The organism is Pseudomonas sp. GXZC (genome assembly GCF_026967615.1).
Classification (GTDB): Bacteria; Pseudomonadota; Gammaproteobacteria; order Pseudomonadales; family Pseudomonadaceae; genus Aquipseudomonas; species Aquipseudomonas azotoformans_A.
This window is the reverse complement of sequence record NZ_CP114115.1, coordinates 3,597,615-3,618,408: the sequence shown is the minus strand read 5'-3', so window position 1 is coordinate 3,618,408 and position 20,794 is coordinate 3,597,615. Positions and strand designations below refer to the sequence as shown.

Sequence of the window (20,794 nt, the reverse complement as noted above, 5' to 3'; positions counted from 1 at the left end):
ACGCAACGAGGCAGTACCGTGAATAGGATATGCAACAAGGTTAGGGTTCACGGCGCTGTACTGTCTGGGTGTTTGTTAGTTGCGACATGCACTCAGGCCTCCCAGGCACCTGTCCCTGCCTATGGGCTGTATAACGTTGCCGATTCATTAAAGAAGAACATGCAACAGCCGTATTACACGGCCCCTTACTTACTGTCTGATACGCTGGCCTCACGCCAGGGCATTGCCTTGGTTGTTTGCGTACAAAAGGCCCTGGCCGAGCGGGAGTATTACACCGGGGAGATCGATGGCATCGTCGGGCAGGAGACCGAAACCGCGCTGTTCCTGTTTCAAATGGACCTGGAGTTGAATATCACCGGCAGCATTAACTCCGCCACCCTGGAAAAACTCAATATCGACACACCTGAATGGTTTAGCCAGTAAGCCATTTCTATGAACCTGTCTGTCACTGAATTCCCCTGGCGCTTTCGAGTAGTCATCTCACTCTTTGCAGCGCTGGTCGCTTTGATCTCCTGGCGCATCCTCGATTTGCAGGTCATCAACCGGCAGTTCCTGATAAAACAAGGGGACGCCCGCAGCCTGCGCCATCTCCCACTCCCCGCGCAGCGCGGCCTGATCACTGACAGAAATGGCGAACCGCTGGCTGTCAGTACCCCCGTCATTTCCTTTTGGGCCAATGCCCGGGAGCTTGCCATTGCGCAAGACAAATGGCCGTTGCTGGCGGCGCTGCTGGAGATACCTGAACCCCGGCTGGCCGCGTTCCTGGAAAAAAACGCGCATAAAGAGTTTGTTTACCTGAGCCGGCGCCTACCACCGGACAAAGCCGACGCGATCACCCACGGGGTCCATGACAACCACATCCCCGGCGTATACAGCCTGGAGGAATCCCGTCGTTTCTATCCGGCAGGTGCTCTGACCGCCCATGTCGTGGGGTTCACCGACCTCGACGACAAAGGCAGCGAAGGCATCGAATTGGCGTTCGACAATGTGTTGAAAGGGGTTGCGGGACGCCAGCAAGTCCTGAAGGACCGACGTGGCAGCCTCATCCGCGACCTGGGTACCGCCAAGCCGGCAAGGCCAGGGCAAGACCTGGCGTTGTCGCTGGATCTGCGCTTGCAATACATGGCAAACCGGGAGCTTCAGGACGCCATCAGCGCCAATGATGCCTTCGCCGGCAGCGTGGTCATCATGGATGTCCGCACCGGGGAGGTGCTGGCGATGGTCAATTACCCCACCTACAACCCCAACAACCGAAGCCATCTCCAACCGGTGATGATGCGCAACAGGGCCTTGATTGATGTGTTTGAACCCGCCTCGACGATGAAGCCCTTTTCCATGAGCGCTGCGCTGGAGTCCGGGCGCTGGAAGCCTACCGATACCGTCGAGGTCGGTTCGGGGATCCTCAAGATCGGCCGGTATACGATCCGAGACCTGTCCAGGACCCAGGGCCCGGTGCTGGACATGACCGGCATCCTGATCCGCTCGAGCAACGTGGGAATGAGCAAAGTGGCATTCGATATCGGCGGTGAAAAGGTCTTCGACCTGATGCGCCGTGTCGGCCTGGGGCAGGAAACCGGGCTGGGTTTTCCCGGTGAGCGGGCCGGCAACTTGCCCAACTACCGGGAGTGGCGCCCGGCCGAGACCGCGACGCTTTCATATGGGTATGGGTTATCTGTCACGGCCGTCCAATTGGCCAAGGCCTACGCGATCCTCGCGGACGGTGGCAAAAGCGTGCCGATCACCCTGCTTCGGCGGTCCTCGGCGCCCGCCTCCGTCCAGGTGATTCCAGCCACCGTTGCGGATACCCTCAAGCACATGCTGCAACAAGTCATCGAAGCCCCCAAGGGCATATTCCGGGCCAAGGTGCCTGGCTACCATGTGGCCGGTAAAAGCGGCACGGCGCGCAAAACCAGTGCCGGCGTAAAGGGCTACACAGCGAACGCCTACCGCTCCGTCTTCGCGGGTTTTGCGCCCGTGCAGGATCCTCGGTTTGCCATTGTGGTGGTCATCGATAACCCACGCAAAAACGGCTATTTTGGCGGGCTGGTAGCGGCTCCGGTGTTCAGTCGGGTCATGGCAGAAGCTTTGCGGATGTACAACATCCCGCCTGACAACCTGGGCGAGAACACGCGTTAGCCCAGGCGGGCCATGACGAAGTCGACAAAAGCCGCCAACTTGGGCAGGGACTTTTTCTGGCGCGGGTACACAATTTGTACCGGCTTGGGCTCAGGCAAAAATGCCTCCATGATGCTGACCAGCTTGCCGTCTTTAACGGCATTGGCGACCAGAAAGTCGGGCTGCATCAGTATGCCGTTACCTGCAATGGCGGCCTGGAGCAACACCTGGCCGTCATTGCTCTTGAGCACTGCGCGCTCTGGCCAGGGAAACTCCGCATCGCCGCTTTTCAGCGACCAGGCAAATGTGTTGCTCCAGGAGGTGTGCGTCAGAATATCGTGCGTACGCAAATCCTCGGGCGTGGTGGGTGTTTGCCGCGCCTGGAGGTACTGAGGCGCCGCACAGATCACCATGCGATAAGGCGGAAGCGGCTTGGCAATCAGATTGGCTTCGATCAGTTCGGAAATCCTGAAGCCTATATCGAATGAGCTTTCGTACAGGTCCATGACCTCGTTGCTCAGGATCAACTCGATCTGGATGTCCGGGTAAGCGCGCATAAAGTCCGAGACCAACGGCGCCACCAGGGAAACCCCCAAGGTCATGGGCGCGGTGATGCGCAACAACCCGCTGGGCTTGCCGGTGGAGGCCTCGACCAGGCTGTAGGCATACTTGACCTGCTCCAACGCGAGTTTGGCTTCCTCGTAAAACAGCCGGCCCTCGCCCGTCACCGATTGACGTCGCGTTGTTCTTTGAATCAATTTGGTATTGAGTGTGGTTTCCAGGCTTTGAATGTGGCGGCCTACCATGACAGCGGACATGCCCACCAATAAAGCAGCGTCGGCAAAACTTCCGGCTTCGACCACTGCCACAAATACTTCCATCTGCCTGAGTTTGCTCATGAGCGAATCTTCACACCTTAAAAAACGACGCTAACAACAAGGCCGCAGAAAAATACGCACGCTTGTTAAGTTCGTCAACACTCACTATCGGAGCGATAACTTTATAAGTTAGATAACGGCGTATTAAGTACTTCGGGTTCGACTATTACTAACTCACGCTACTTTTCTACTGTGAAGCGCAAAGGCTAGATTGCTAACCTCAGGTTAGTAGACAGCAAACGGCCGGTCCATTTATTGCTGGCGTGTTTATGCATAGAGTCATCCGTCATCACCCTGAGCGACGAGGCTTTCCCCATGCAAACCCTACTGGATACCGCACTCAGCGCCTTTCCCAAGGCCGACCTGCTGCAAGGCCCCACCCCGATTCAACGGGCGTCTCGGTTGGAACAGCACTTGGGCTTGGTCGAACAAGGCATTGGCCTGTTCCTCAAGCGTGATGACCACATGCTCATCGGCGGTGGTGGCAACAAGCTGCGCAAGCTGGAATTTCACCTGGGGGCTGCGCTTGCACAAGGCGTTGACACGATTATCACCGTGGGCGGTATTCAGTCGAACCATGCACGCTTGACCGCGGCCGTCTGCGCAAGGCTGGGAATCGCCTGCGAATTGGTACTCACACGCTCGGTGCCCAAGACGGAACTCGAGTATGAGCTCAACGGCAACGTGCTGCTGGACCAGCTGTTTGGTGCCCAAATGCACGTGTTGGACAAGGGCGCTGACGCGTTGGCCGGGGCCGAGGCCAGGGCGGCACACCTGCGCGAACAAGGCCGCAAGGTCTTGGTGCTTCCAACCGGAGGGTCGACGGCGGCAGGCAGCCTGGGTTATGCGCGCTGCGCTGCGGAAATCGTTCGCCAGGAAGCGTCACTCGATCTCGCCTTTACTCAAGTAGTGGTGGCCAACGGCAGCTCTGGCACCCACGCGGGGCTCTCTGCAGGCTTTGAGCTACTGGGCAGGGGCGCTTCCATCGTCAAGTCGTTTTCCGTACTCCATGATCAACAGACCAGTACCCACCGAACCTTGCAATTGACCCTGGAGACGCTGGCCTTGCTCGGCAGCAAGGCCGACCTCGACGCAGCGGTTATCCATGTCGACGGCGGTCAACTGGGCGAAGGTTACGGCGTGCCCACTGAGGCCATGGTGGACGCCGTGCACCTGATGGCCCGTTTTGAGGGCTTGCTGGTGGACCCTGTGTACTCCGGCAAGGCGTATGCCGGGTTGTTGGCCGACCTGCGCCAAGGTCGTTTTCGCCGTGGCGACAATGTGTTGTTCGTCATGACGGGGGGCACGCCTGGGTTGTTTGCCTACCGCGCGGCATTGACCCAGGCGTGAGCGCCCTTCCGTCGGTCAGTAGTTGGCGCTGGGGTTGCCCACCTCGATATAGCCGTTCTTCGGCGCGATGATCACGTCCAAGGGCGGCGGTGTAACGCCAAAATCATCCAATTGGTCCTTGAGCCCGGTGTACCAATCCTCTTGCTGTTTCTTGCGTGCATTGTCGGCCTTGATGTCGGCAATGATCGCGTAGATCAGCCCGCCGACTGCAGCAATACCGCCCACGGCACCGGCCAAGGCGCCTGCGGCACCGCCGATAACACCTGCGGCTTCGGCGACACCTGCCGCCACGGTCGTGATTCGCGGCACCACGTACGTGGCCACTTCTACTGCGCCCGCCACCGCCGACAGGCCATTGAGCCCGGCAAAGGTGCCCTGGAAGCCTGCGCCGACCTTGTCACCACTCTGGGCGGAGTTCTTCGCAGAAATCGCCCCGGTCACCAGGCCGAGCACGTTACCCGCCACGCCGCCCAGGCTCTTGCCGATGTTTTCCACGTCTTTCACGTACTTGGGCGCGTCAAACTTGTAGGTGCCTTGTTTGGTGCGGTCGAACTGATCCTGGACAAACTTGGCGCCGCCCTCCAGGAACAGACCCGCCGCCTGGAATGACTGGCCCACCGTCTGCGCCGTGCTGCCGCCCTTACCGCTGGCGATACGCGTGCCGATAGCCCCGGCGAGCAACACGCCGGACACGCCGTGCATCACCCCGGTTTTATACGCATCGCTGACCCCGGACGGGAGGTTACCGCCCCAACTCAGTTGGACTTTCTTGATCGCATCGTCGAACTTGGCGCCGCCACGCATCGCATCGTCCACCGCGCGGATACCGCTGATGATATCGGCGGTCTTCGGCGGAGCTTCTCCCGGAGGCGTGAACGCGGCAATGTTGTCGTTGATCACCTGTTCCAGGCGCGGATCATTGGCGCCGCTGACACCCAGGCCACGGTAGAAGTCATCGATGGTCTGGCCCTTGAGCAAGTCCTCGCGACCCAGCTTGGCGGCAGCGTCGTTGAACGTCGAGGTGCCGGCTTGCACGGTCTTGTCATCGAGCACCGCGTCGAAGATCACCTTGTTCACCCCGGACTGGATCACCGCCTTGTCGGCCGGCATGCCACTGGCAATCAGGTCGGACATTTCCTTGCCGGACGTGATGTGTGCGTACTCGGCCTGGACCTTGTCCTTGATCGCCTGCGGCGCGTTGTCCAAGGCCTTTTTGTAGTCCGGCTGCTTGCCCAGGGCCTGGGCGTAGAAGTCCGGGTACTTGATAAAACTCGACAGTGCGTCGGTGGTGCTGGCGCCCTTGGCGGCGAAGGCACTCTCCAAGGCATCGGTGCTGGATGAGGCTTCCAGGCGCCGCTCCATTTCCGCTTTGAGTGCCGGGTCGGCGGCGACCACTTTCTGCAGTTGCGCGGTGCCCTGGGTGTTGAGGAATTGTTGTACGTCCGGGTCCTTGCTCAGCGTGTCGATGCGGCTTTGCACGTCTTTGATGAAGTCTTCGCGTTGCTCGCCTGGGGACTTGCCCTCGCCTGACCACTCTTTGGCGGCATCCGGCCCCTGGTGGGCGAAGGCATCCGCCCCGGCCTTGTAGTTGGCCAAGCCTGTGGACAGCTGGATGATCGCAGCGACTTTATCGGCGCCGCTGGCGCTGGTCTTGCCGGTGGTGAAATAGTCGGCGCCGACCTTGGACGCGTCCCCTCCAGCCGCCTTCACCGCGTCTTCCGTGGCCTTGGCGTTGAGGTCCTTGATCTGGTCGTCGGCACTGTTACCGTCCAGGCCCTTGAGGTTCTCGTAGCCGTACTTGCCAAAGTCCTGCAGACGGCCCGCCTCGGTCCCATGGCGGGCTTCACCGTCCTTGGTGAAACCGTCGATGCGGCCGTTGCCGACGTCACCGCCGTCGATGTGCTTGCCGGTTTCGTCGTAGTTCTCGACATAGTTGAGTACTTGGGCGGCACGCCAGGCGGCATCGGGGTCGTGTTCGAAATCACCGACACGCTCGCGCAGCTTGTCCTTGACCCCGCTCTGATTGCCGAGGTTTTTCAGCAGCGGGTTGTCATCGATGATCTGTTGTGCGCTGCGGGTATCGCCCATCGGCCGGCCTTCGCCTGGCAGTGGCAGGTGGTTGGACGGTGCGTCACCCTTGGGCGGCGTTTTCGGCTTGGGTTGCGGCAGTTCGCCCTTGAGCGTGTCCCAGCCGTATTTGCCAAAGTCCTGCAGGCGCCCGGCCTCTGTCCCGTGGCGGGCATCGCCGCCTTTGGTGAACCCGTCGATACGCCCATTGCCAGCGTCATTGAGTTCGGCGCGCTTGACTGTCGGCTTGCCGTTCTCGTCGAGTTTCTCGATGTGTTCCAGCACGCGGCTGGCGCGGTAGGCGGCGTCTGGGTCATGTTCGAAATCACCGACGCGCTCGCGCAGCTTGTCCTTCACACCGCTCTGGTTGCCGAGGTTTTTCAGCAACGGGTTGTCGTCGATGATCTGCTGGGCAGAACGAAAGTCCCCGCTTGGGCGTCGGGTGTCAGGGCCGAGACCATTGTCGCCCGGTTGATTGTCTACCGCCCTGGATACCGCTTTGTTCCAATTCGCGTTGGCGCCTGCGGTGGGTTTGCTGTCGACCGGATTGACCTGCATCACCTATCTCCTGTTTGGGCGTGGGGACAGGGATTATTGAAGGGTGAGTGCAACAGTCTTGTGACATGCGGACGATCGGCACATCCCAGGCAATTATGAACTTCAAGCGCATAACTCGTTTGTGTTTGCGTGGATTATCGAAGGCAATCCCTCACCGTAACCTGTGCCCATAGCGCAAGCACACCGCCTTGCGCAGCACACAAACGGAGCTTTCCATGACCTTATCCACTCCCCGCCAGCTTGAAGGCAAAGTCGCGCTGATCACCGGCGCCAGCTCTGGCATTGGCCGTGCGGCCGCCGTTGTCCTGGCTCAACGCGGCGCAAAGATCGTTGCCGCTGCCCGCCGCCAGAGTGAGCTGGACGAGGTGGTTGCCGAGATCACCGCCCAGGGCGGTATCGCTTCCTCCATCGTGGTCGACGTAACCCGCGAAGCCGACATCATTGCCATGGTCCAGTTTGCCGTGGACACCTACGGCCAGTTGGACATCGCCTTTAACAATGCCGGCACCGAAGGCGTGTTCGCGCCGCTGATCGAGCAGGACAATGCGCGCTTCGACCTGGTGTTCGAACCCAATGTGCGCGGCGTCTTCAACTGCATGAAGTACGAGGCCAAGGTGATGCTGGAGCAGGGCTTTGGCAGCATCATCAATAATGCGTCCATGGGCGGCGTGATCGGTTTCGAGAATGCCGCGCTGTATATCGGCACCAAGCACGCCGTGGTGGGCATGACCAAGACCGCATCCATTGAGTGGTTCAAGCAAGGGGTACGGGTGAATGCGCTGTGCCCAGGGCTGATCGAAACGCCCTTCCACCATCGCGGGATCTGGCCGTCGGTGGAAGCCCAGCAGGCGTTCGCCGCCAGCACGCCGGCCAGTCGTTTCGGCACGGCTGAAGAGATGGCGACGGTCGTGGCGTTCTTGGGCTCGGAAGATGCCAGCTACGTGTCCGGTCACGCCCTGCTGGCCGACGGCGGCTACTCGGTGGCCTGACGGTTACGCGCCTGGAAGAAGTCGATAAATGCCCGGAGCTTTCCGGGCATTTGCGCACGGTTGGCGTAATACAGATGGAAGGTCTCGGCGGGCGCCGCGTATTTTTCCAGCAACGCGACCAACGCGCCGCTGGCGATGTCCGCCTGGGCAAACGGCCGGAACACCAGGGCCACGCCACACCCCAGGCGCGCCGCCGACAAGGTGGTGCGCATCTCATCCAGCACCAGGCGTCCCTTCACCTGGAGCTCGACATTGGCCTTGCCGATGCGAAACGTCCAATCCATCAGCGGCCCGCGACTGCTCAAACGCTGATGGATGCAGTCGTGGGCCAGCAGGTCTTCAGGTGTGTTCAACGGCGCCGAGCGTGCCAGGTACTCCGGCGTGGCCACGGCCACCATCGGCTGCGATGCCCCCAGCGGCACAGCAATCATGTCACGCTGCAAGGCCTGGCCCAGGCGGATACCGGCGTCGAAGCCTGCGCCGATGATGTCGCTCAAGCCATTGTCCAGGGCGATATCCAGGCTGATGTCCGGGTACTGCGCGAGAAACGCCGCCACATGCGGTTCGATCAGCGAGGCGTAGGCCACGTAGGAGCTGTTGATTTTCAACGCGCCATACGGGCGGCTGGCGGTGTCGTGTACCTGCTGCACCGAGAAGCGGATCTGCTCCAGGGCCGGGGCCAAGGTGTCGAGCAATTGGCTGCCCGACTCGGTCAACGCCACGCTGCGCGTGGTGCGGTTGAACAGGCGCACGCCCAATTGCGCTTCGAGCTGCTTGATGGTCTTGGACATCGCCGTGGGCGTGACCTCCATCTCGGCCGCCGCCCGCGCGAAGTTCATATGACGGGCCACGCATTCGAACGCGATCAAGGCCGGCAGGTGGGTGGATTTCAGGCTCATGCAGCGTCTCGAAGGGTGGATGCCAATGGTGTCGCGCAGCATAGGTGAGTTCAACTAACCCGGCCACGCAAAAAAATCCGCCGCAGAATCTGCGGCGGCAACCAAAGGATTTTGTCGAAGCAGAGCGGCTAAGACAGCGTCCACGCTACACCCGCAGTCGATTAAAAATAGTGAAGTTTAATTAATCGAGTTTCATCCATTGACCCGCTGCAGGCCCCGCAGACTGGGCTTAGAATCAAGCTCGGCAACCACGCCGAACACAATAAAAAACCGTAACAGCTCACCTGCAAACATCTGCCCATACACCTTTATGCACCCTCCAATCAGTGCGGTGTTTTTGTGCGCGCGTTCATTCTTCCGGGGAAGTTACAACATGATTAAACAGTCGAGCCTGTTAGCACTGGCGGTGTGTGCCGGTATCAGTCAACTGGCGTTTGCCGAAACGGTCACCGACCAGGCGGACTCCAAGGGGTTTATCGAAGGCAGCAGCGTCACCGGGTTGTTGCGCAACTACTACATGAACCGTAATCGCGAAGGTGGCCGGGCCGATAACATCGACTGGACCCAGGGCGCGATGCTCAACTACGCCTCGGGCTTCACCCAGGGCACCCTCGGCTTCGGCGTGGATGCCTACGCCTACGGCGGGCTGAAACTGGACGCCACCCACGCGGACGCCGGCACCGGCAACCTGCCGACCGACCGCCATGGCGACCCCGAAGACGCCTACGGCTCCGTGGGTGCGGCGGTGAAGATCAAAGTCTCCAAGACCCAACTGAAATTCGGTGACATGCAACCCACCGCCCCGGTCTTCGCCACCGGCGGCACCCGCCTGTTGCCGCAGACCGCCACCGGTTTCGACCTGACCAGCAGTGAAATCGCCGGCCTGGACCTGGAAGCCGGACACTTCACCAGCACCAACAGTGGCATGACCAGCAACCATGACCACGATATCTACGCGACCTACGCCAATATCGCCGCCAACAGTGCCAGTTTCGTCGGTGGCAAATACACCTTCAGCCCGTCCCTGAGCGCGACCGTCTACGCCGGCGAACTGGAAGACATCTGGCGCCAGTACTACACCAACCTCAACTACGTGATCCCGCTGGCCCATGACCAGTCACTCGCGCTGGACGGCAACCTCTATCGCACCCTCGATACTGGCAGCGCCAAGGCCGGCGCGATCAACAACACCACCTACTCGCTGGCAGCAGCGTACTCGTTCCTGCAGGCGCACACGTTGACGCTGTCGTTCCAGAAAGTGCATGGCGACACGCCGTTTGACTACATCGGCACCGGCAACAACGGCGCGGGCGAAGGCGGCGATTCGGTGTACCTGGCCAACTCGGTGCAGTGGGGGGACTTCAACGGGCCGGGCGAACAGTCCTGGGGCATTCGGTATGACTTGAACATGGCCAGTTATGGCGTGCCAGGGCTGAGCTTCATGGGCCGCTACATCAACGGCTCGGACATCAATGGCACCCATACACCGGATCACAGCGCCTATGTGGGCGACTACGGCGCCGACGGCGCGCACCACGAAACCGACCTGGAGGCCAAGTACGTGATCCAGAGTGGCCCGGCGAAAAACCTGTCGTTGCGTGTCCGCGATGCGATCGTGGCATCGAACGCCGACCAACGTGATGGTGACCTGAATGAGTTGCGGCTGATCGTCGACTATCCGTTCACCTTGCTCTAATCATTCCGGCATCGCCCCCAACCGCTGGCGCATCCCTGCGCTGGCGGCTGGACCGGCTTGGATCGTGCACTGGTCCAACGGCACACACTGGCCTGCGGCATTCGCCATCGCCGGCTGCACCGGCAACCCGGTCGCACGCTCTACTACTTCCACACTGTGACCTTCTTCTGCGAAATGCCGGTTGCCCCAGGCCACCAGCGACATCAGCACCACGCTGAAGTCCTCACCCTTGGCCGTCGGCACATATTCGTAGCGTGGCGGTCGCTCGCTGTAGGGCCGACGCTCCAACATTCCCGCCTCCACCAGGCCATTCAGACGCCGCGTCAGCATATTCGGCGCGATACCCAGGCTGCGCGAGAACTCGTCGAAGCGGCGCAGGCCGTGCAAGGCGTCGCGCATGATCAGAATGCTCCACCACTCCCCTACCCGCTCAAGGCTGCGGGCGATCGGGCATTCGTCGCTGATGAGGGACTTGCGTTGCATGGCGTTTCCTGTGGGTCAGTGCAAATGTGTGTGACGCCATGTTACTTTCATGATGATAGTGACGTCCATAGGGTCTGTTCCCTCACCGCAACCGGAGTCGATTGATCATGAGTAAACGCATCGTTGTGACAGGCATGGGCGCGCTGACGCCGTTGGGCGCTGACGTGGAATCCACCTGGCGCCGCCTGTTGGCCGGGCAATCGGGAATCCGTCGCCTGCCGGAAGAGTTGATCGGGGATTTGGCGGTCAGCATCGGTGGCCAGGTGCAGAGCGCTATCCAGGATCCTGAAGCCGGATTTGACCCGGACCGCCTGCTGGCGGCCAAGGAACAACGCAAGATGGACCGCTTTATCCTGTTCGCGCTGGCGGCGGCGGATGAAGCCTTGAAACAGGCTAGTTGGGCGCCGGACACAGTGGAACAACAGGAACGCACGGCGACCATCATTGCGTCGGGTGTTGGCGGTTTCCCGGCGATTGCCGATGCAGTACGCACCACTGACAGCAAAGGCCCGCGCCGATTGTCCCCGTTTACCATCCCATCCTTCTTGAGCAACATGGCCGCCGGGCATGTGTCGATCAATTACGCCTTGAAAGGCCCGTTGGGCGCGCCGGTGACGGCCTGTGCCGCGGGGGTGCAGGCTATCGGTGATGCGGCGCGAATGATTCGTGCCGGTGAAGTCGATGTGGCGGTGTGCGGCGGCGCGGAAGCGGCGATTCATCGGGTCAGCCTGGCGGGTTTTGCGGCGGCGCGGGCGCTGTCCAGTGACTTCAACGGCACGCCTGAATTGGCTTCGCGGCCATTCGATCAGGCGCGCGACGGTTTTGTCATGGGCGAAGGTGCCGGCATCCTCGTTATCGAAGAACTGGAGCATGCCCTGGCACGTGGCGCACAGCCCATTGCGGAGTTGGTGGGCTACGGCACCAGTGCCGATGCCTACCACATGACGGCCGGCCCGGAAGACGGCGACGGTGCGCGACGCGCCATGCAGCAAGCCTTGCGTCAGGCCGGAATCGAGGCAGCCCAGGTGCAGTACTTGAACGCTCACGCGACTTCCACACCGGTAGGCGACAAAGGCGAACTGGCCGCGATCAGGACGGTATTCGGTGCTAACGGCAGCCCGGCGATCAGTTCGACCAAGTCCGCTACCGGGCACCTGTTGGGCGCTGCGGGCGGTATCGAAGCCATCTTCACCGTACTTGCCCTGCGCGATCAGGTCGCCCCGGTCACCCTCAACCTGCAAAACCCCGACGTGCTGGCGGACGGCCTGGACCTGCTGCGCGGCGCAGCCCGGCCGATGCCGATTGAATACGCGCTGTCCAACGGCTTCGGCTTTGGCGGCGTGAATGCCAGCGTGTTGTTCCGCCGCTGGGCGTAGTTTGCCCCTGCGGTATTTTTCGGGGACCATGGGCGCCTTTCTGAACCTGCCAATGAGAGGCGCCCATGGCCAACCACGACCTGCACTACACCCCGGATCCCGATGCCGACTCGATTTCTTCGGATGTGATCGGCTTCAACGGCATCCTGGTGTCCACCCAGATCCCGACCCGCGCCGATGGCAGCCTGGAGCTGGGCGATATCACCCTGCAAAGCGAATGCACCCTGCAAGCCTTGAAAGTCGCCCTGGAAAAGGCCGGCAGCTCCATGGACCGGGTGATGCACCTGACCATTTATCTGACGGATATGGCTGATCGCGCGGCCTTCAACGAGGTCTACAAACGCTTCTTTGCCAAGCCCTGGCCCGTGCGTGCGGCGGTTGGCGTTGCCGCGTTGGCGGTAGAGGGCATGCGCGTGGAAGTCACCGCGATGGCCGCTCAAGCCTGAGTGGGTGCCGGTCAGGCATTTCACAGCTACAATGCGCGCCTCAACCGTGACAAGCCTGACTAAAAAAACTATGTCCTTGCCCAAGCATCACCTGGAATTGCTCAGCCCTGCCCGCGATGTCGCCATCGCGCGCGAGGCGATCCTGCACGGCGCCGACGCCGTGTACATTGGCGGCCCGAGCTTCGGCGCGCGCCATAACGCCTGTAACGACGTGAGCGATATCGCGTCCCTGGTGGAATTCGCCCGCCGTTACCACGCGCGCGTCTTCACCACCATCAACACCATCCTGCATGACAACGAACTGGAACCCGCGCGCAAGCTGATCCATCAGCTCTACGACGCCGGCGTCGACGCGTTGATCGTGCAAGACCTGGGCGTGATGGAGCTGGATATTCCGCCCATCGAGCTGCACGCAAGCACCCAGACCGACATTCGTACCCTGGGCCGCGCCAAGTTTCTCGACCAGGCTGGTTTCTCGCAGCTGGTATTGGCCCGTGAGCTGAACCTGCAGGAAATCCGTGCCATCGCCGATGAAACCGATGCCGCCATCGAATTCTTCATCCACGGCGCCTTGTGCGTGGCGTTCTCCGGGCAGTGCAACATCTCTCACGCACAGAACGGCCGCAGCGCCAACCGGGGCGATTGCTCCCAGGCCTGCCGCCTGCCGTACACCTTGAAAGATGACCAGGGCCGCGTCGTGGCCTTTGAAAAGCACCTTTTGTCGATGAAAGACAACAACCAGAGCGCCAACATTCGCGCACTGGTCGAAGCCGGCGTGCGTTCGTTCAAGATCGAAGGCCGTTACAAGGACATGGGCTATGTGAAGAACATCACCGCCTATTACCGCCAGCGCCTGGATGACGTGCTTGAAGACCGCCCGGACCTGGCGCGCGCCTCCAGCGGCCGCACCGCGCACTTCTTCCTGCCGGACCCGGAAAAAACCTTCCACCGTGGCAGCACCGACTATTTTGTTACCGATCGCAAGGTCGACATCGGCGCCTTCGACACCCCAACGTTCACCGGCCTGCCGGTGGGTGTGGTGGAAAAAGCCGGCAAGCGTGACTTGCAAGTGGTCACCCATGAGCCGCTGTCCAATGGCGATGGCCTGAACGTGCTGATCAAGCGCGAAGTGGTGGGTTTCCGTGCCAACATCGCCGAGCCTAAGGGCGAGTTCGAGGAAGACGGCGAGAAGCGCTACCGCTACCGCGTCGAGCCGAATGAAATGCCGGCCGGCCTGCACCAGTTGCGGCCGAATCATCCGCTGAACCGTAACCTGGACCACAACTGGCAACAGGCGCTGCTCAAGACCTCATCCGAACGCCGTATCGGCCTGACCTGGGCCGCGCGCCTGCGTGAAGAACAGTTGGAAGTCACCGCTACAAGCGAAGAAGGCATCAGCGCCAGCGTCACCCTGCCCGGCCCGTTCGGCGTGGCCAACAAGCCGGAACAGGCGCTGGACACCCTGCGCGACCTGCTCGGCCAACTGGGCACCACCGAATACCACGCGACCAACATCCAACTGGATGCGCCGCAGGCGTTCTTCATCCCCAACTCACAGCTCAAGGCCTTGCGCCGCGAAGTGATCGAAGCGCTGACCGCTGCCCGTGTGGCCGCTCACCCGCGTGGTGGACGCAAAGCCGAAACCACCCCGCCGCCGGTCTATCCGGAAGCGCATCTGTCGTTCCTGGCCAACGTCTACAACCAGAAAGCCCGTGATTTCTATTACCGTCACGGCGTGAAGCTGATCGACGCCGCCTTCGAAGCCCATGAAGAAACCGGCGAAGTGCCGGTGATGATCACCAAGCACTGCCTGCGCTTCTCGTTCAACCTGTGCCCTAAACAGGCCAAGGGTGTCACGGGCGTGAAGACCAAGGTCGCGCCGATGCAACTGATTCACGGCGATGAAGTGCTGACCCTGAAGTTCGACTGCAAGCCGTGCGAGATGCACGTGGTGGGCAAGATCAAGGGCCACATCCTTGGCTTGCCGCAGCCGGGCAGCGCAGTGGAGCATTTCAACCCGGAAAACATCATTTTCCAGGGTACGCACTGACGCTCTGGGAGCGGGGCCACCACCAGCCCCGCTGCAACCCCGCCGCCGCCAGCAGAATCGCCGCCACACCCAGCCATTGCAGCCAGCCCAGACGATGCCCGAAGGCGATCCAATCGACGAAGATCGCCGCAATCGGGTAGATGAACGACAGCGCGCCGGTAATGGCCGTGGGCAGTTTCTGGATCGCGCCGTACAACAACACGTACATCAAGCCGGTGTGCACCACACCCAGCGTCACCAGTGCCGTCCAGGCATTGGGGGTGGCCGGCAGACTGTTCCAAGGCACCATCGGCGCGAGTAACAGCGCGCCGGTGGTCACCTGGATCAACGCCATCAAATGCGGCGGCACTTCTTTTAGACGCTTGATGATCAGCGCCGCAATCGCGTACAGAAAGGCCGCGCCCAGCGCCAGGGCGATGCCGACCAGGTAATCGTCGCCGGTCGGTTGATCGCCATGGGCGGTGACAATCGCGAGCATCCCCAGGAACGCCACGCCCAGCCACGTCAGTTTCTGCGCGGTGATCTTTTCTCCCAGGAACACCGCCGCCAGCATCACCAACATGAACGGCTGCACGTTGTACACCGCCGTGCTGATGGCAATCGACGCACGGGAATAGGATTCGAACAGCAGCAACCAATTGCCGACAATCGCCACGCCGCTGAGCATCGCCAGGCCCAGCTTGGTCCAGCTCAGCAGGTCCAGGCGCAAGTAACCCAGCAGTGCGCAGACCAGCAACAGCGTCAGCCCGCCGATCACGCAACGCCAGAACACCACTTCGATCACCGACACGCCAGACACCAATACAAACCAGCCAATGGTGCCCGAGATCAGCATGGCGGCGATCATTTCCCACGACCCGCGACGGATGGATGTGTCCATGATTGAAGCTCCTCAAGTGAGGCTCAATTATGGCAATCTGCTTGGAAGTGGCTCCAGCGCCTAAAAAAGGCAAAACCACTGGATTACCTTTACTTATTAGGTAGACACCATGATTGACACCATCGACCAGCAACTCATCGCGGCTTTGATGGACGACTCGCGCCTGTCCCTCAAGGCCCTGGCCGGCATTACCGGGCTGTCCTCGCCCAGTGTCGGCGAGCGCCTGCGCCGTCTTGAAGAGCGCGGCGTGCTGACCCACTACACCGTCAACATCGACCCCAAGCATTTCGGCTACCTGCTGCAAGCCATCGTGCGCATCCGCCCCCTGCCCGGCAAATTGCATGAGGTGGAACGGCAGATCCAGGCGATTCCCGAATTCACCGAATGCGACAAGGTGACCGGCGAAGACTGCTTCATCGCACGCCTGCATGTGCGCACCATGGATCATCTGGACAGCCTGCTCGACAAGCTGAATGCCTACGCCGAAACCAACACTGCCATCGTCAAGAAAACCCCGGTGAAACGCCGCCTGCCGCCGCTGGGGGATTAGTGATTTTGAGTCACTAGCGCAATGCCTGAGCGAGCATTCCGTCATGACTGAGCGCTGTTTATCCTGGCGCCACTCTTTGGAACAACAGGTAGAACGCTCATGTACGTCATTACGGGAATCACAGGCAAAGTCGGCGGCGCTCTGGCGCATAATCTGATCAAGGCGGGTCAGCCGGTGCGCGCGGTGGTGCGCGATGCAGGCAAGGCAGCCTACTGGGCTGACCTGGGCTGCGAAGTCATGTTTGCAGAGATGGAAGATGCTCAAGCGCTGACGGCTGCATTCACAGGCGCGACCGGCGTGTTCATCCTGCCGCCGCCAGGCTTTGATCCGCACCCCGGCTTCCCCGAGGCCCGCGCCGTGATCAGCGCGGTCAGCCAGGCCCTGCAAGCCGCCGCACCGCCGAAAGTGCTGTGCCTGTCGACCATCGGCGCCCAGGCTGAGCAGGTCAACCTGCTGACCCAGCGCACCTTGATGGAGCAAGCCCTCAGCGCCCTCGACATCCCCGTCACCTTCCTGCGCCCGGCGTGGTTCATGGAGAACTCGCTGTACGACGTGATCTCAGCCCGCGACACCGGCGTGATCCACAGCTTCCTGCAACCGCTGGACAAAGCTGTGCCGATGATCGCCACGGCGGATATCGGCAGCGTAGCGGCACAGTTGCTGCAACAGAACTGGGCCGGCCAGCGTGTGGTGGAACTGGAAGGCCAATGGGTGAGCCCCAACGACATCGCCCGCACCCTGACGCAATTGCTGGGCCGCGACGTGCATGCCGAGGTGGTTGAGCGGGATACCTGGGAAGCGCTGCTACGTTCGCAAGGTGCGCAGAACCCATTGCCGCGCATGCGCATGGTGGATGGGTTCAATGAAGGGTGGATTTGTTTTGAGCATGATCAGGTGCTTAAAGGGGCGACGCCGTTACAAACCGTATTGCGCGAGCTGATGAATAAATAAACAGGTTTTCTGTGGTGAGCAGGCTTGTTGTGGTGAGCAGGTTTCCTGTGGCGAGCCCGCTCGCCACAGGAAGCGGCAGCCGTCAGTCATGCAGCGCTTTTGCCGCAGCAAGCAAGCCTTGGAACTTGCGGTAACGCACTTCCAGTACCACCTGCTGCTTGGCATCCGGAAAATATCGCGCCTTCACCGCCATCCCCGCCTGCAACAAATCTTCCCCCTGCCCGATCGACAGAAAGCCCAGCTTCGCCGCGCCGATGCAGGCGCTCAACTCACTGCCGTGCAACGTAAAGATCTCCCGTTGCAGGATGTTGGCCAGCAACTGCGCCCAATACTCGCTGCGCGCCCCGCCACCCACCAAGGCGCAGGCCCCTATATCGGCGCCGGCCGATTGCACGGCGCGCAGCGCATCCAGCAAACCGAAACCCACGCCTTCCATCACGGCATAACCCAGCATCGCGGGTGTGCAGTCGTGGCCCAGGCCCATGAAACCGCCGCGCAGCAGTGGGTCGTTGTGGGGGGTGCGTTCTCCGGCAAGGTACGGCAGAAACAAAGGCGTGCTGAGTGGCACGGGTTGTTCGATCGGTAATTGCGCCTGCACCTGGTCAAGCAACGCCTGTTCATCCGCAGTGCCCGTCAGCCGTGTGACCCAGCGTAGGCAACTGGCCCCGGCGAGCATGGCGCCCATGGTGTACCAACGGTTCGGCAGCGCATGGCAGAAACTGTGCACGGCGCTGGCCGGGTTGCCGGCGGCGTGGCCGGTGATTGCGACGATGGCTGCGCTGGTGCCGAGGGTGATGAAGCCGTCGCCAGCATTGATCGCACCGATACCAACAGCCGCCACCGGGTTGTCGCCACCGCCGCCAGCGATCACGACGTCAGCCGACAACCCAAGGTCCATCGCCGTCAAACAAGCGCTCGCGGCACCGCCTTCGATCAACCGGGGCATTTGCTCCGGCGCAAGTCCCGTAGCGCGCAGCATGGGAGCGAACCACGCGCGTCGTGCCACATCCAGCCATAACGTGCCGGCAGCATCCGACATCTCACTGATGCGCTCGCCACTCAGGCGCAACCGCAGGTAGTCCTTGGGTGACAGCACACAGTCAATGGCCCTGAACACTACAGGTTCATGGTGTTGCAGCCACAGCAATTTCGGCGCCGTCAGCCCGGCCATCGGCAAGCTGCCGGTGATGCCGGAGAATTCCGGGCCCAACTGCTCGGCCTCGGCGACCGCACGGGAGTCATCCCACAGAATCGCCGGGTACAACACCCGATCATCCGCCCCCAACAACACCGCGCCGTGCATCTGCCCGGACAGGCCAATACAGGCCACACGCGCAAATGCCTCATGTGTGCGCAACTGGGCCAGCGCTTGCAAACAGGCCTGCCACCAATCCTGCGGGTCTTGCTCGGACCAGCCGCTATGACGCCGCGACACGCTCAAGCGCACGCCGGCATGGGCCAGCACCGTACCGTCGAGGTCCATGAGGATGGCCTTGAGTTCCGAGGTGCCGAGGTCGATGCCGAGGGAAACGGGATTGCTCATACGGGGTCATTCCACTCCATTACAGCCACATGAATGACGCCATTGCAGGGTCGGCGCCAAGCGCAGGCTCTGGGTCGGCGCGTGGGGCGATGCCATGCGTTGTAACAACAGGTTCACCGCTTGGACACCGAGTGCCTGCACCGGCTGCGCGATCAATGTGAGGCGCGGCACGAAAAAATCCGCCCAGTCGAAATCATCAAAACCCACCAGCGCCATCTGCGCTGGCACGTCGATCTGCGCGTCACGCAGGGCCTGCATGGCCCCCAGGGTCATCAGATTGTTACCGGCCATGATCGCCGTCGGCGGTGCCGCCAAGCCCAGCAACTGCACCGTGGCCTGGCGCGCCGGCTCAGTGTTGGAGCCGCCATTGACCAGCAGCTCCGGATCAAACACCAGCCCCGCCCCCTGCAATGCGGCGCGGTAACCAGCGACACGTTCATCAGTGGTGCTGAACCCCTCGCGACCTGCGATAAAGCCGATCCGCCGATGACCATGGCCGATCAGGTGTTCAACCAGCGCCTGGGTAGGCTGGGCATTCTCCACCCCAACCTGGTCGAAGTCTTCACTCATCATGCGGTCCACCAGCACCGCTGGAATTTCGTTGGTGCGCAGATAATCCAGGGCCTTTGAGCCGTTTGAAGGCGCCAGCACAATCCCATCCACCCGCCGATGATGCAGCGCCGTGACGACCCGCAGTTCCTGCTCCGGATCATCATGGGTGTCGACAAACAGCATCATGTAGCCGTGCTGGGCGCACGCGGTTTCAATCGCGTGCACCGTTTCGCTGAAATAGTGGTTGGACAACGCCGAGATCGCCACGCCAATCGTGTTGGTGCTCGACCGGGCCAGCGAGCGCGCCAGGGTGTTGGGGATATAGCCCAACGCCTGGATCGCCTGCTGCACCGCCAGTACGGTGGCCGGGCTGACCTTGCGGGTGCCGTTCAACACGTGGGACACCGTCGACGTCGACACCCCCGCCCTGCTTGCCACGTCATCCATGGTGACCACGACGCTGTTCCTTCTCAGTGGATCAATGTTTGCTCGACCAACCGCTGTACGTCGCGACGTTGTCACGGGTGATCAGTTTGGGCGTGAGCAGGGTAACCGCTTCGGCCGGGGCTTTGTCATTGAGAATGTCATTGCCCACATTGACGGCGGTCTGCGCCATGGCCCACGGGTCCTGGCTGGACGACGCCTGGATCTGCGTCTCGGTCTTCAAGGCATTCTCGATATCCGGCGCCCCGTCGACCGAGGTGATGATAATGCCGCTGCGCTTGAGCTGCTTGGCGGCCAAGTCGCTGCCGATGGCTTGCGGGTCGTTGATCGCGAACAGGCCGTCGATTTTCGGAAAGCGTGTGAGGTAACCCTGCATCACGTTCAAGCCACCTTCGCGGGAGCCTTTGCCGTCCTGGTCGTCGGACAGCACCTTGATGTCCGGCGCAGCGGCCAGCGCGGCCTTGCAGCCTTTGACGCGGTCAGTCACGGCGGTGACTTGCGGGCCGTTCTGGATGATCACGTTGCCTTTGCCGGAGAGTTTGTCCACCAGGTACTGGCAGGCCAGCTTGCCGGCTTCGACGTTGTCGGTCTGCACGGTCGCGTTCACGCCCTTGGCGTCCACATCCACGGCGACGACTACGATGCCGGCATCGCGGGCTTTCTTGATCGCCGAGGCCATGGCGGAGGGGTCGACGGCGTTGATCAGGATCAGGTCGACCTTGGACGAAATGAAATTGTCGATCTGCGAAAACTGCTTGCTCAGGTCGTAGTCAGCCGACACCGAAGTCACCTTGACGTTGGGGTTCAGCTCCTTGGCCCGCGCCGTTGCACCGTCGGCCAGGGTCACGAAATACGGGTTGCCCAGCGAGCCCATACTGATACCGAGGGCCTTCAACTCACGGGCTTCGACGGCTTGGGACATCAGGGCAGCCAAGGCAATGACGGGAAAGATACGTTTAAGGTTCAT

Annotated in this window: 18 protein-coding genes; 10 read left to right on the top strand and 8 right to left on the bottom strand. The window is 61.4% G+C overall.

Going from position 1 to position 20,794, the window contains the following annotated elements; genetic code table 11:
* Positions 1–159 precede the first annotated feature (159 nt).
* Together OZ428_RS16820 and OZ428_RS16815 are read left to right on the top strand one after the other, a co-directional pair.
* Positions 160–423, top strand: coding sequence for a peptidoglycan-binding domain-containing protein (locus OZ428_RS16820; protein ID WP_269130585.1), 264 nt, complete (start codon positions 160–162; stop codon positions 421–423).
* Positions 424–432: 9 nt separating this feature from the next.
* Positions 433–2,136: a peptidoglycan D,D-transpeptidase FtsI family protein gene (locus OZ428_RS16815; RefSeq protein WP_269130584.1), complete on the top strand. Its 1,704-nt coding sequence runs from the start codon at positions 433–435 to the stop codon at positions 2,134–2,136.
* On the opposite strand, the gene OZ428_RS16810 is transcribed toward OZ428_RS16815, so the two are convergent.
* A complete protein-coding gene (locus tag OZ428_RS16810; protein ID WP_038843320.1) occupies positions 2,133–3,014 on the bottom strand; it encodes a LysR family transcriptional regulator in 882 nt (293 codons plus the stop codon). The two genes, OZ428_RS16815 and OZ428_RS16810, sit on opposite strands and share 4 nt — an antisense overlap.
* Positions 3,015–3,308: 294 nt before the next feature.
* On the opposite strand from OZ428_RS16810, the gene OZ428_RS16805 reads away from it, so the two are divergent.
* Positions 3,309–4,343 (top strand): D-cysteine desulfhydrase family protein, encoded by a 1,035-nt coding sequence (locus OZ428_RS16805; RefSeq protein ID WP_269130583.1) that lies wholly within the window; start codon positions 3,309–3,311, stop codon positions 4,341–4,343.
* A gap of 15 nt (positions 4,344–4,358) precedes the next feature.
* Here the strand turns inward: OZ428_RS16805 and OZ428_RS16800 are convergent, their stop codons facing one another.
* The gene (locus tag OZ428_RS16800) at positions 4,359–6,968 is read right to left on the bottom strand and encodes a hypothetical protein (RefSeq protein ID WP_269130582.1); all 2,610 of its coding nucleotides are present in this window, start codon (positions 6,966–6,968) and stop codon (positions 4,359–4,361) included.
* A 215-nt stretch (positions 6,969–7,183) separates the two neighbouring features.
* Here OZ428_RS16800 and OZ428_RS16795 point away from each other — a divergent pair, with 215 nt between their 5' ends.
* A complete protein-coding gene (locus OZ428_RS16795) occupies positions 7,184–7,957 on the top strand; it encodes an SDR family NAD(P)-dependent oxidoreductase (protein WP_269130581.1) in 774 nt (257 codons plus the stop codon).
* Here OZ428_RS16795 and OZ428_RS16790 read toward each other — a convergent pair.
* Complete coding sequence (locus OZ428_RS16790) at positions 7,942–8,856, bottom strand: LysR family transcriptional regulator (RefSeq protein ID WP_269130580.1); 915 nt, start codon at positions 8,854–8,856, stop codon at positions 7,942–7,944. The genes OZ428_RS16795 and OZ428_RS16790 overlap by 16 nt on opposite strands.
* Before the next feature lie 373 nt (positions 8,857–9,229).
* Here OZ428_RS16790 and OZ428_RS16785 point away from each other — a divergent pair, with 373 nt between their 5' ends.
* The gene (locus tag OZ428_RS16785) at positions 9,230–10,552 is read left to right on the top strand and encodes an OprD family porin (RefSeq protein WP_269130579.1); all 1,323 of its coding nucleotides are present in this window, start codon (positions 9,230–9,232) and stop codon (positions 10,550–10,552) included.
* Here OZ428_RS16785 and OZ428_RS16780 read toward each other — a convergent pair whose 3' ends face one another.
* Positions 10,553–11,035 carry a winged helix-turn-helix transcriptional regulator gene (locus OZ428_RS16780; protein ID WP_269130578.1) on the bottom strand — a complete coding sequence of 161 codons (483 nt, stop codon included), beginning with the start codon at positions 11,033–11,035 and terminating at the stop codon, positions 10,553–10,555. It abuts the gene before it with no gap.
* 107 nt (positions 11,036–11,142) lie between these two features.
* Between OZ428_RS16780 and fabF the strand changes: the two genes are divergently transcribed.
* The 3 genes from fabF to OZ428_RS16765 all read left to right on the top strand — a co-directional run bounded on the left by fabF (position 11,143) and on the right by OZ428_RS16765 (position 14,907).
* Complete coding sequence (fabF, locus tag OZ428_RS16775; protein WP_269130577.1) at positions 11,143–12,411, top strand: beta-ketoacyl-ACP synthase II; 1,269 nt, start codon at positions 11,143–11,145, stop codon at positions 12,409–12,411.
* Between the two features lie 65 nt (positions 12,412–12,476).
* Positions 12,477–12,857 carry a RidA family protein gene (locus OZ428_RS16770; RefSeq protein WP_025854722.1) on the top strand — a complete coding sequence of 127 codons (381 nt, stop codon included), beginning with the start codon at positions 12,477–12,479 and terminating at the stop codon, positions 12,855–12,857.
* Positions 12,858–12,927: 70 nt separating this feature from the next.
* The gene (locus OZ428_RS16765) at positions 12,928–14,907 is read left to right on the top strand and encodes a peptidase U32 family protein (protein ID WP_033902198.1); all 1,980 of its coding nucleotides are present in this window, start codon (positions 12,928–12,930) and stop codon (positions 14,905–14,907) included.
* On the opposite strand, the gene OZ428_RS16760 is transcribed toward OZ428_RS16765, so the two are convergent.
* Positions 14,885–15,787, bottom strand: a complete 903-nt coding sequence (locus tag OZ428_RS16760; protein ID WP_269130576.1) for a DMT family transporter — start codon at positions 15,785–15,787, stop codon at positions 14,885–14,887. The genes OZ428_RS16765 and OZ428_RS16760 overlap by 23 nt on opposite strands.
* Positions 15,788–15,896: 109 nt before the next feature.
* Here OZ428_RS16760 and OZ428_RS16755 point away from each other — a divergent pair, with 109 nt between their 5' ends.
* Together OZ428_RS16755 and OZ428_RS16750 are read left to right on the top strand one after the other, a co-directional pair.
* A complete protein-coding gene (locus OZ428_RS16755; protein WP_269130575.1) occupies positions 15,897–16,337 on the top strand; it encodes an Lrp/AsnC family transcriptional regulator in 441 nt (146 codons plus the stop codon).
* Between the two features lie 99 nt (positions 16,338–16,436).
* Positions 16,437–17,288 carry an NmrA family NAD(P)-binding protein gene (locus OZ428_RS16750; protein WP_269130574.1) on the top strand — a complete coding sequence of 284 codons (852 nt, stop codon included), beginning with the start codon at positions 16,437–16,439 and terminating at the stop codon, positions 17,286–17,288.
* Positions 17,289–17,370: 82 nt separating this feature from the next.
* On the opposite strand, the gene xylB is transcribed toward OZ428_RS16750, so the two are convergent.
* Genes xylB through OZ428_RS16735 form a run of 3 tightly spaced genes read right to left on the bottom strand, consistent with a single transcriptional unit; the run spans position 17,371 to position 20,794 of the window.
* Positions 17,371–18,831 carry a xylulokinase gene (gene xylB, locus OZ428_RS16745; protein WP_269130573.1) on the bottom strand — a complete coding sequence of 487 codons (1,461 nt, stop codon included), beginning with the start codon at positions 18,829–18,831 and terminating at the stop codon, positions 17,371–17,373.
* Positions 18,832–18,837: 6 nt separating this feature from the next.
* Positions 18,838–19,839 carry a LacI family DNA-binding transcriptional regulator gene (locus OZ428_RS16740; RefSeq protein WP_269130572.1) on the bottom strand — a complete coding sequence of 334 codons (1,002 nt, stop codon included), beginning with the start codon at positions 19,837–19,839 and terminating at the stop codon, positions 18,838–18,840.
* Between the two features lie 22 nt (positions 19,840–19,861).
* Positions 19,862–20,794 (bottom strand): ABC transporter substrate-binding protein, encoded by a 933-nt coding sequence (locus OZ428_RS16735; protein ID WP_028616135.1) that lies wholly within the window; start codon positions 20,792–20,794, stop codon positions 19,862–19,864.

Coding starts and splice junctions, on each gene's coding strand:
- OZ428_RS16820 (WP_269130585.1), top strand. CDS start 160: ATGCAACAGCCGTATTACACGGCCCCTTACTTACTGTCTGATACGCTG.
- OZ428_RS16815 (WP_269130584.1), top strand. CDS start 433: ATGAACCTGTCTGTCACTGAATTCCCCTGGCGCTTTCGAGTAGTCATC.
- OZ428_RS16810 (WP_038843320.1), bottom strand. CDS start 3,014: ATGAGCAAACTCAGGCAGATGGAAGTATTTGTGGCAGTGGTCGAAGCC.
- OZ428_RS16805 (WP_269130583.1), top strand. CDS start 3,309: ATGCAAACCCTACTGGATACCGCACTCAGCGCCTTTCCCAAGGCCGAC.
- OZ428_RS16800 (WP_269130582.1), bottom strand. CDS start 6,968: ATGCAGGTCAATCCGGTCGACAGCAAACCCACCGCAGGCGCCAACGCG.
- OZ428_RS16795 (WP_269130581.1), top strand. CDS start 7,184: ATGACCTTATCCACTCCCCGCCAGCTTGAAGGCAAAGTCGCGCTGATC.
- OZ428_RS16790 (WP_269130580.1), bottom strand. CDS start 8,856: ATGAGCCTGAAATCCACCCACCTGCCGGCCTTGATCGCGTTCGAATGC.
- OZ428_RS16785 (WP_269130579.1), top strand. CDS start 9,230: ATGATTAAACAGTCGAGCCTGTTAGCACTGGCGGTGTGTGCCGGTATC.
- OZ428_RS16780 (WP_269130578.1), bottom strand. CDS start 11,035: ATGCAACGCAAGTCCCTCATCAGCGACGAATGCCCGATCGCCCGCAGC.
- fabF (WP_269130577.1), top strand. CDS start 11,143: ATGAGTAAACGCATCGTTGTGACAGGCATGGGCGCGCTGACGCCGTTG.
- OZ428_RS16770 (WP_025854722.1), top strand. CDS start 12,477: ATGGCCAACCACGACCTGCACTACACCCCGGATCCCGATGCCGACTCG.
- OZ428_RS16765 (WP_033902198.1), top strand. CDS start 12,928: ATGTCCTTGCCCAAGCATCACCTGGAATTGCTCAGCCCTGCCCGCGAT.
- OZ428_RS16760 (WP_269130576.1), bottom strand. CDS start 15,787: ATGGACACATCCATCCGTCGCGGGTCGTGGGAAATGATCGCCGCCATG.
- OZ428_RS16755 (WP_269130575.1), top strand. CDS start 15,897: ATGATTGACACCATCGACCAGCAACTCATCGCGGCTTTGATGGACGAC.
- OZ428_RS16750 (WP_269130574.1), top strand. CDS start 16,437: ATGTACGTCATTACGGGAATCACAGGCAAAGTCGGCGGCGCTCTGGCG.
- xylB (WP_269130573.1), bottom strand. CDS start 18,831: ATGAGCAATCCCGTTTCCCTCGGCATCGACCTCGGCACCTCGGAACTC.
- OZ428_RS16735 (WP_028616135.1), bottom strand. CDS start 20,794: ATGAACCTTAAACGTATCTTTCCCGTCATTGCCTTGGCTGCCCTGATG.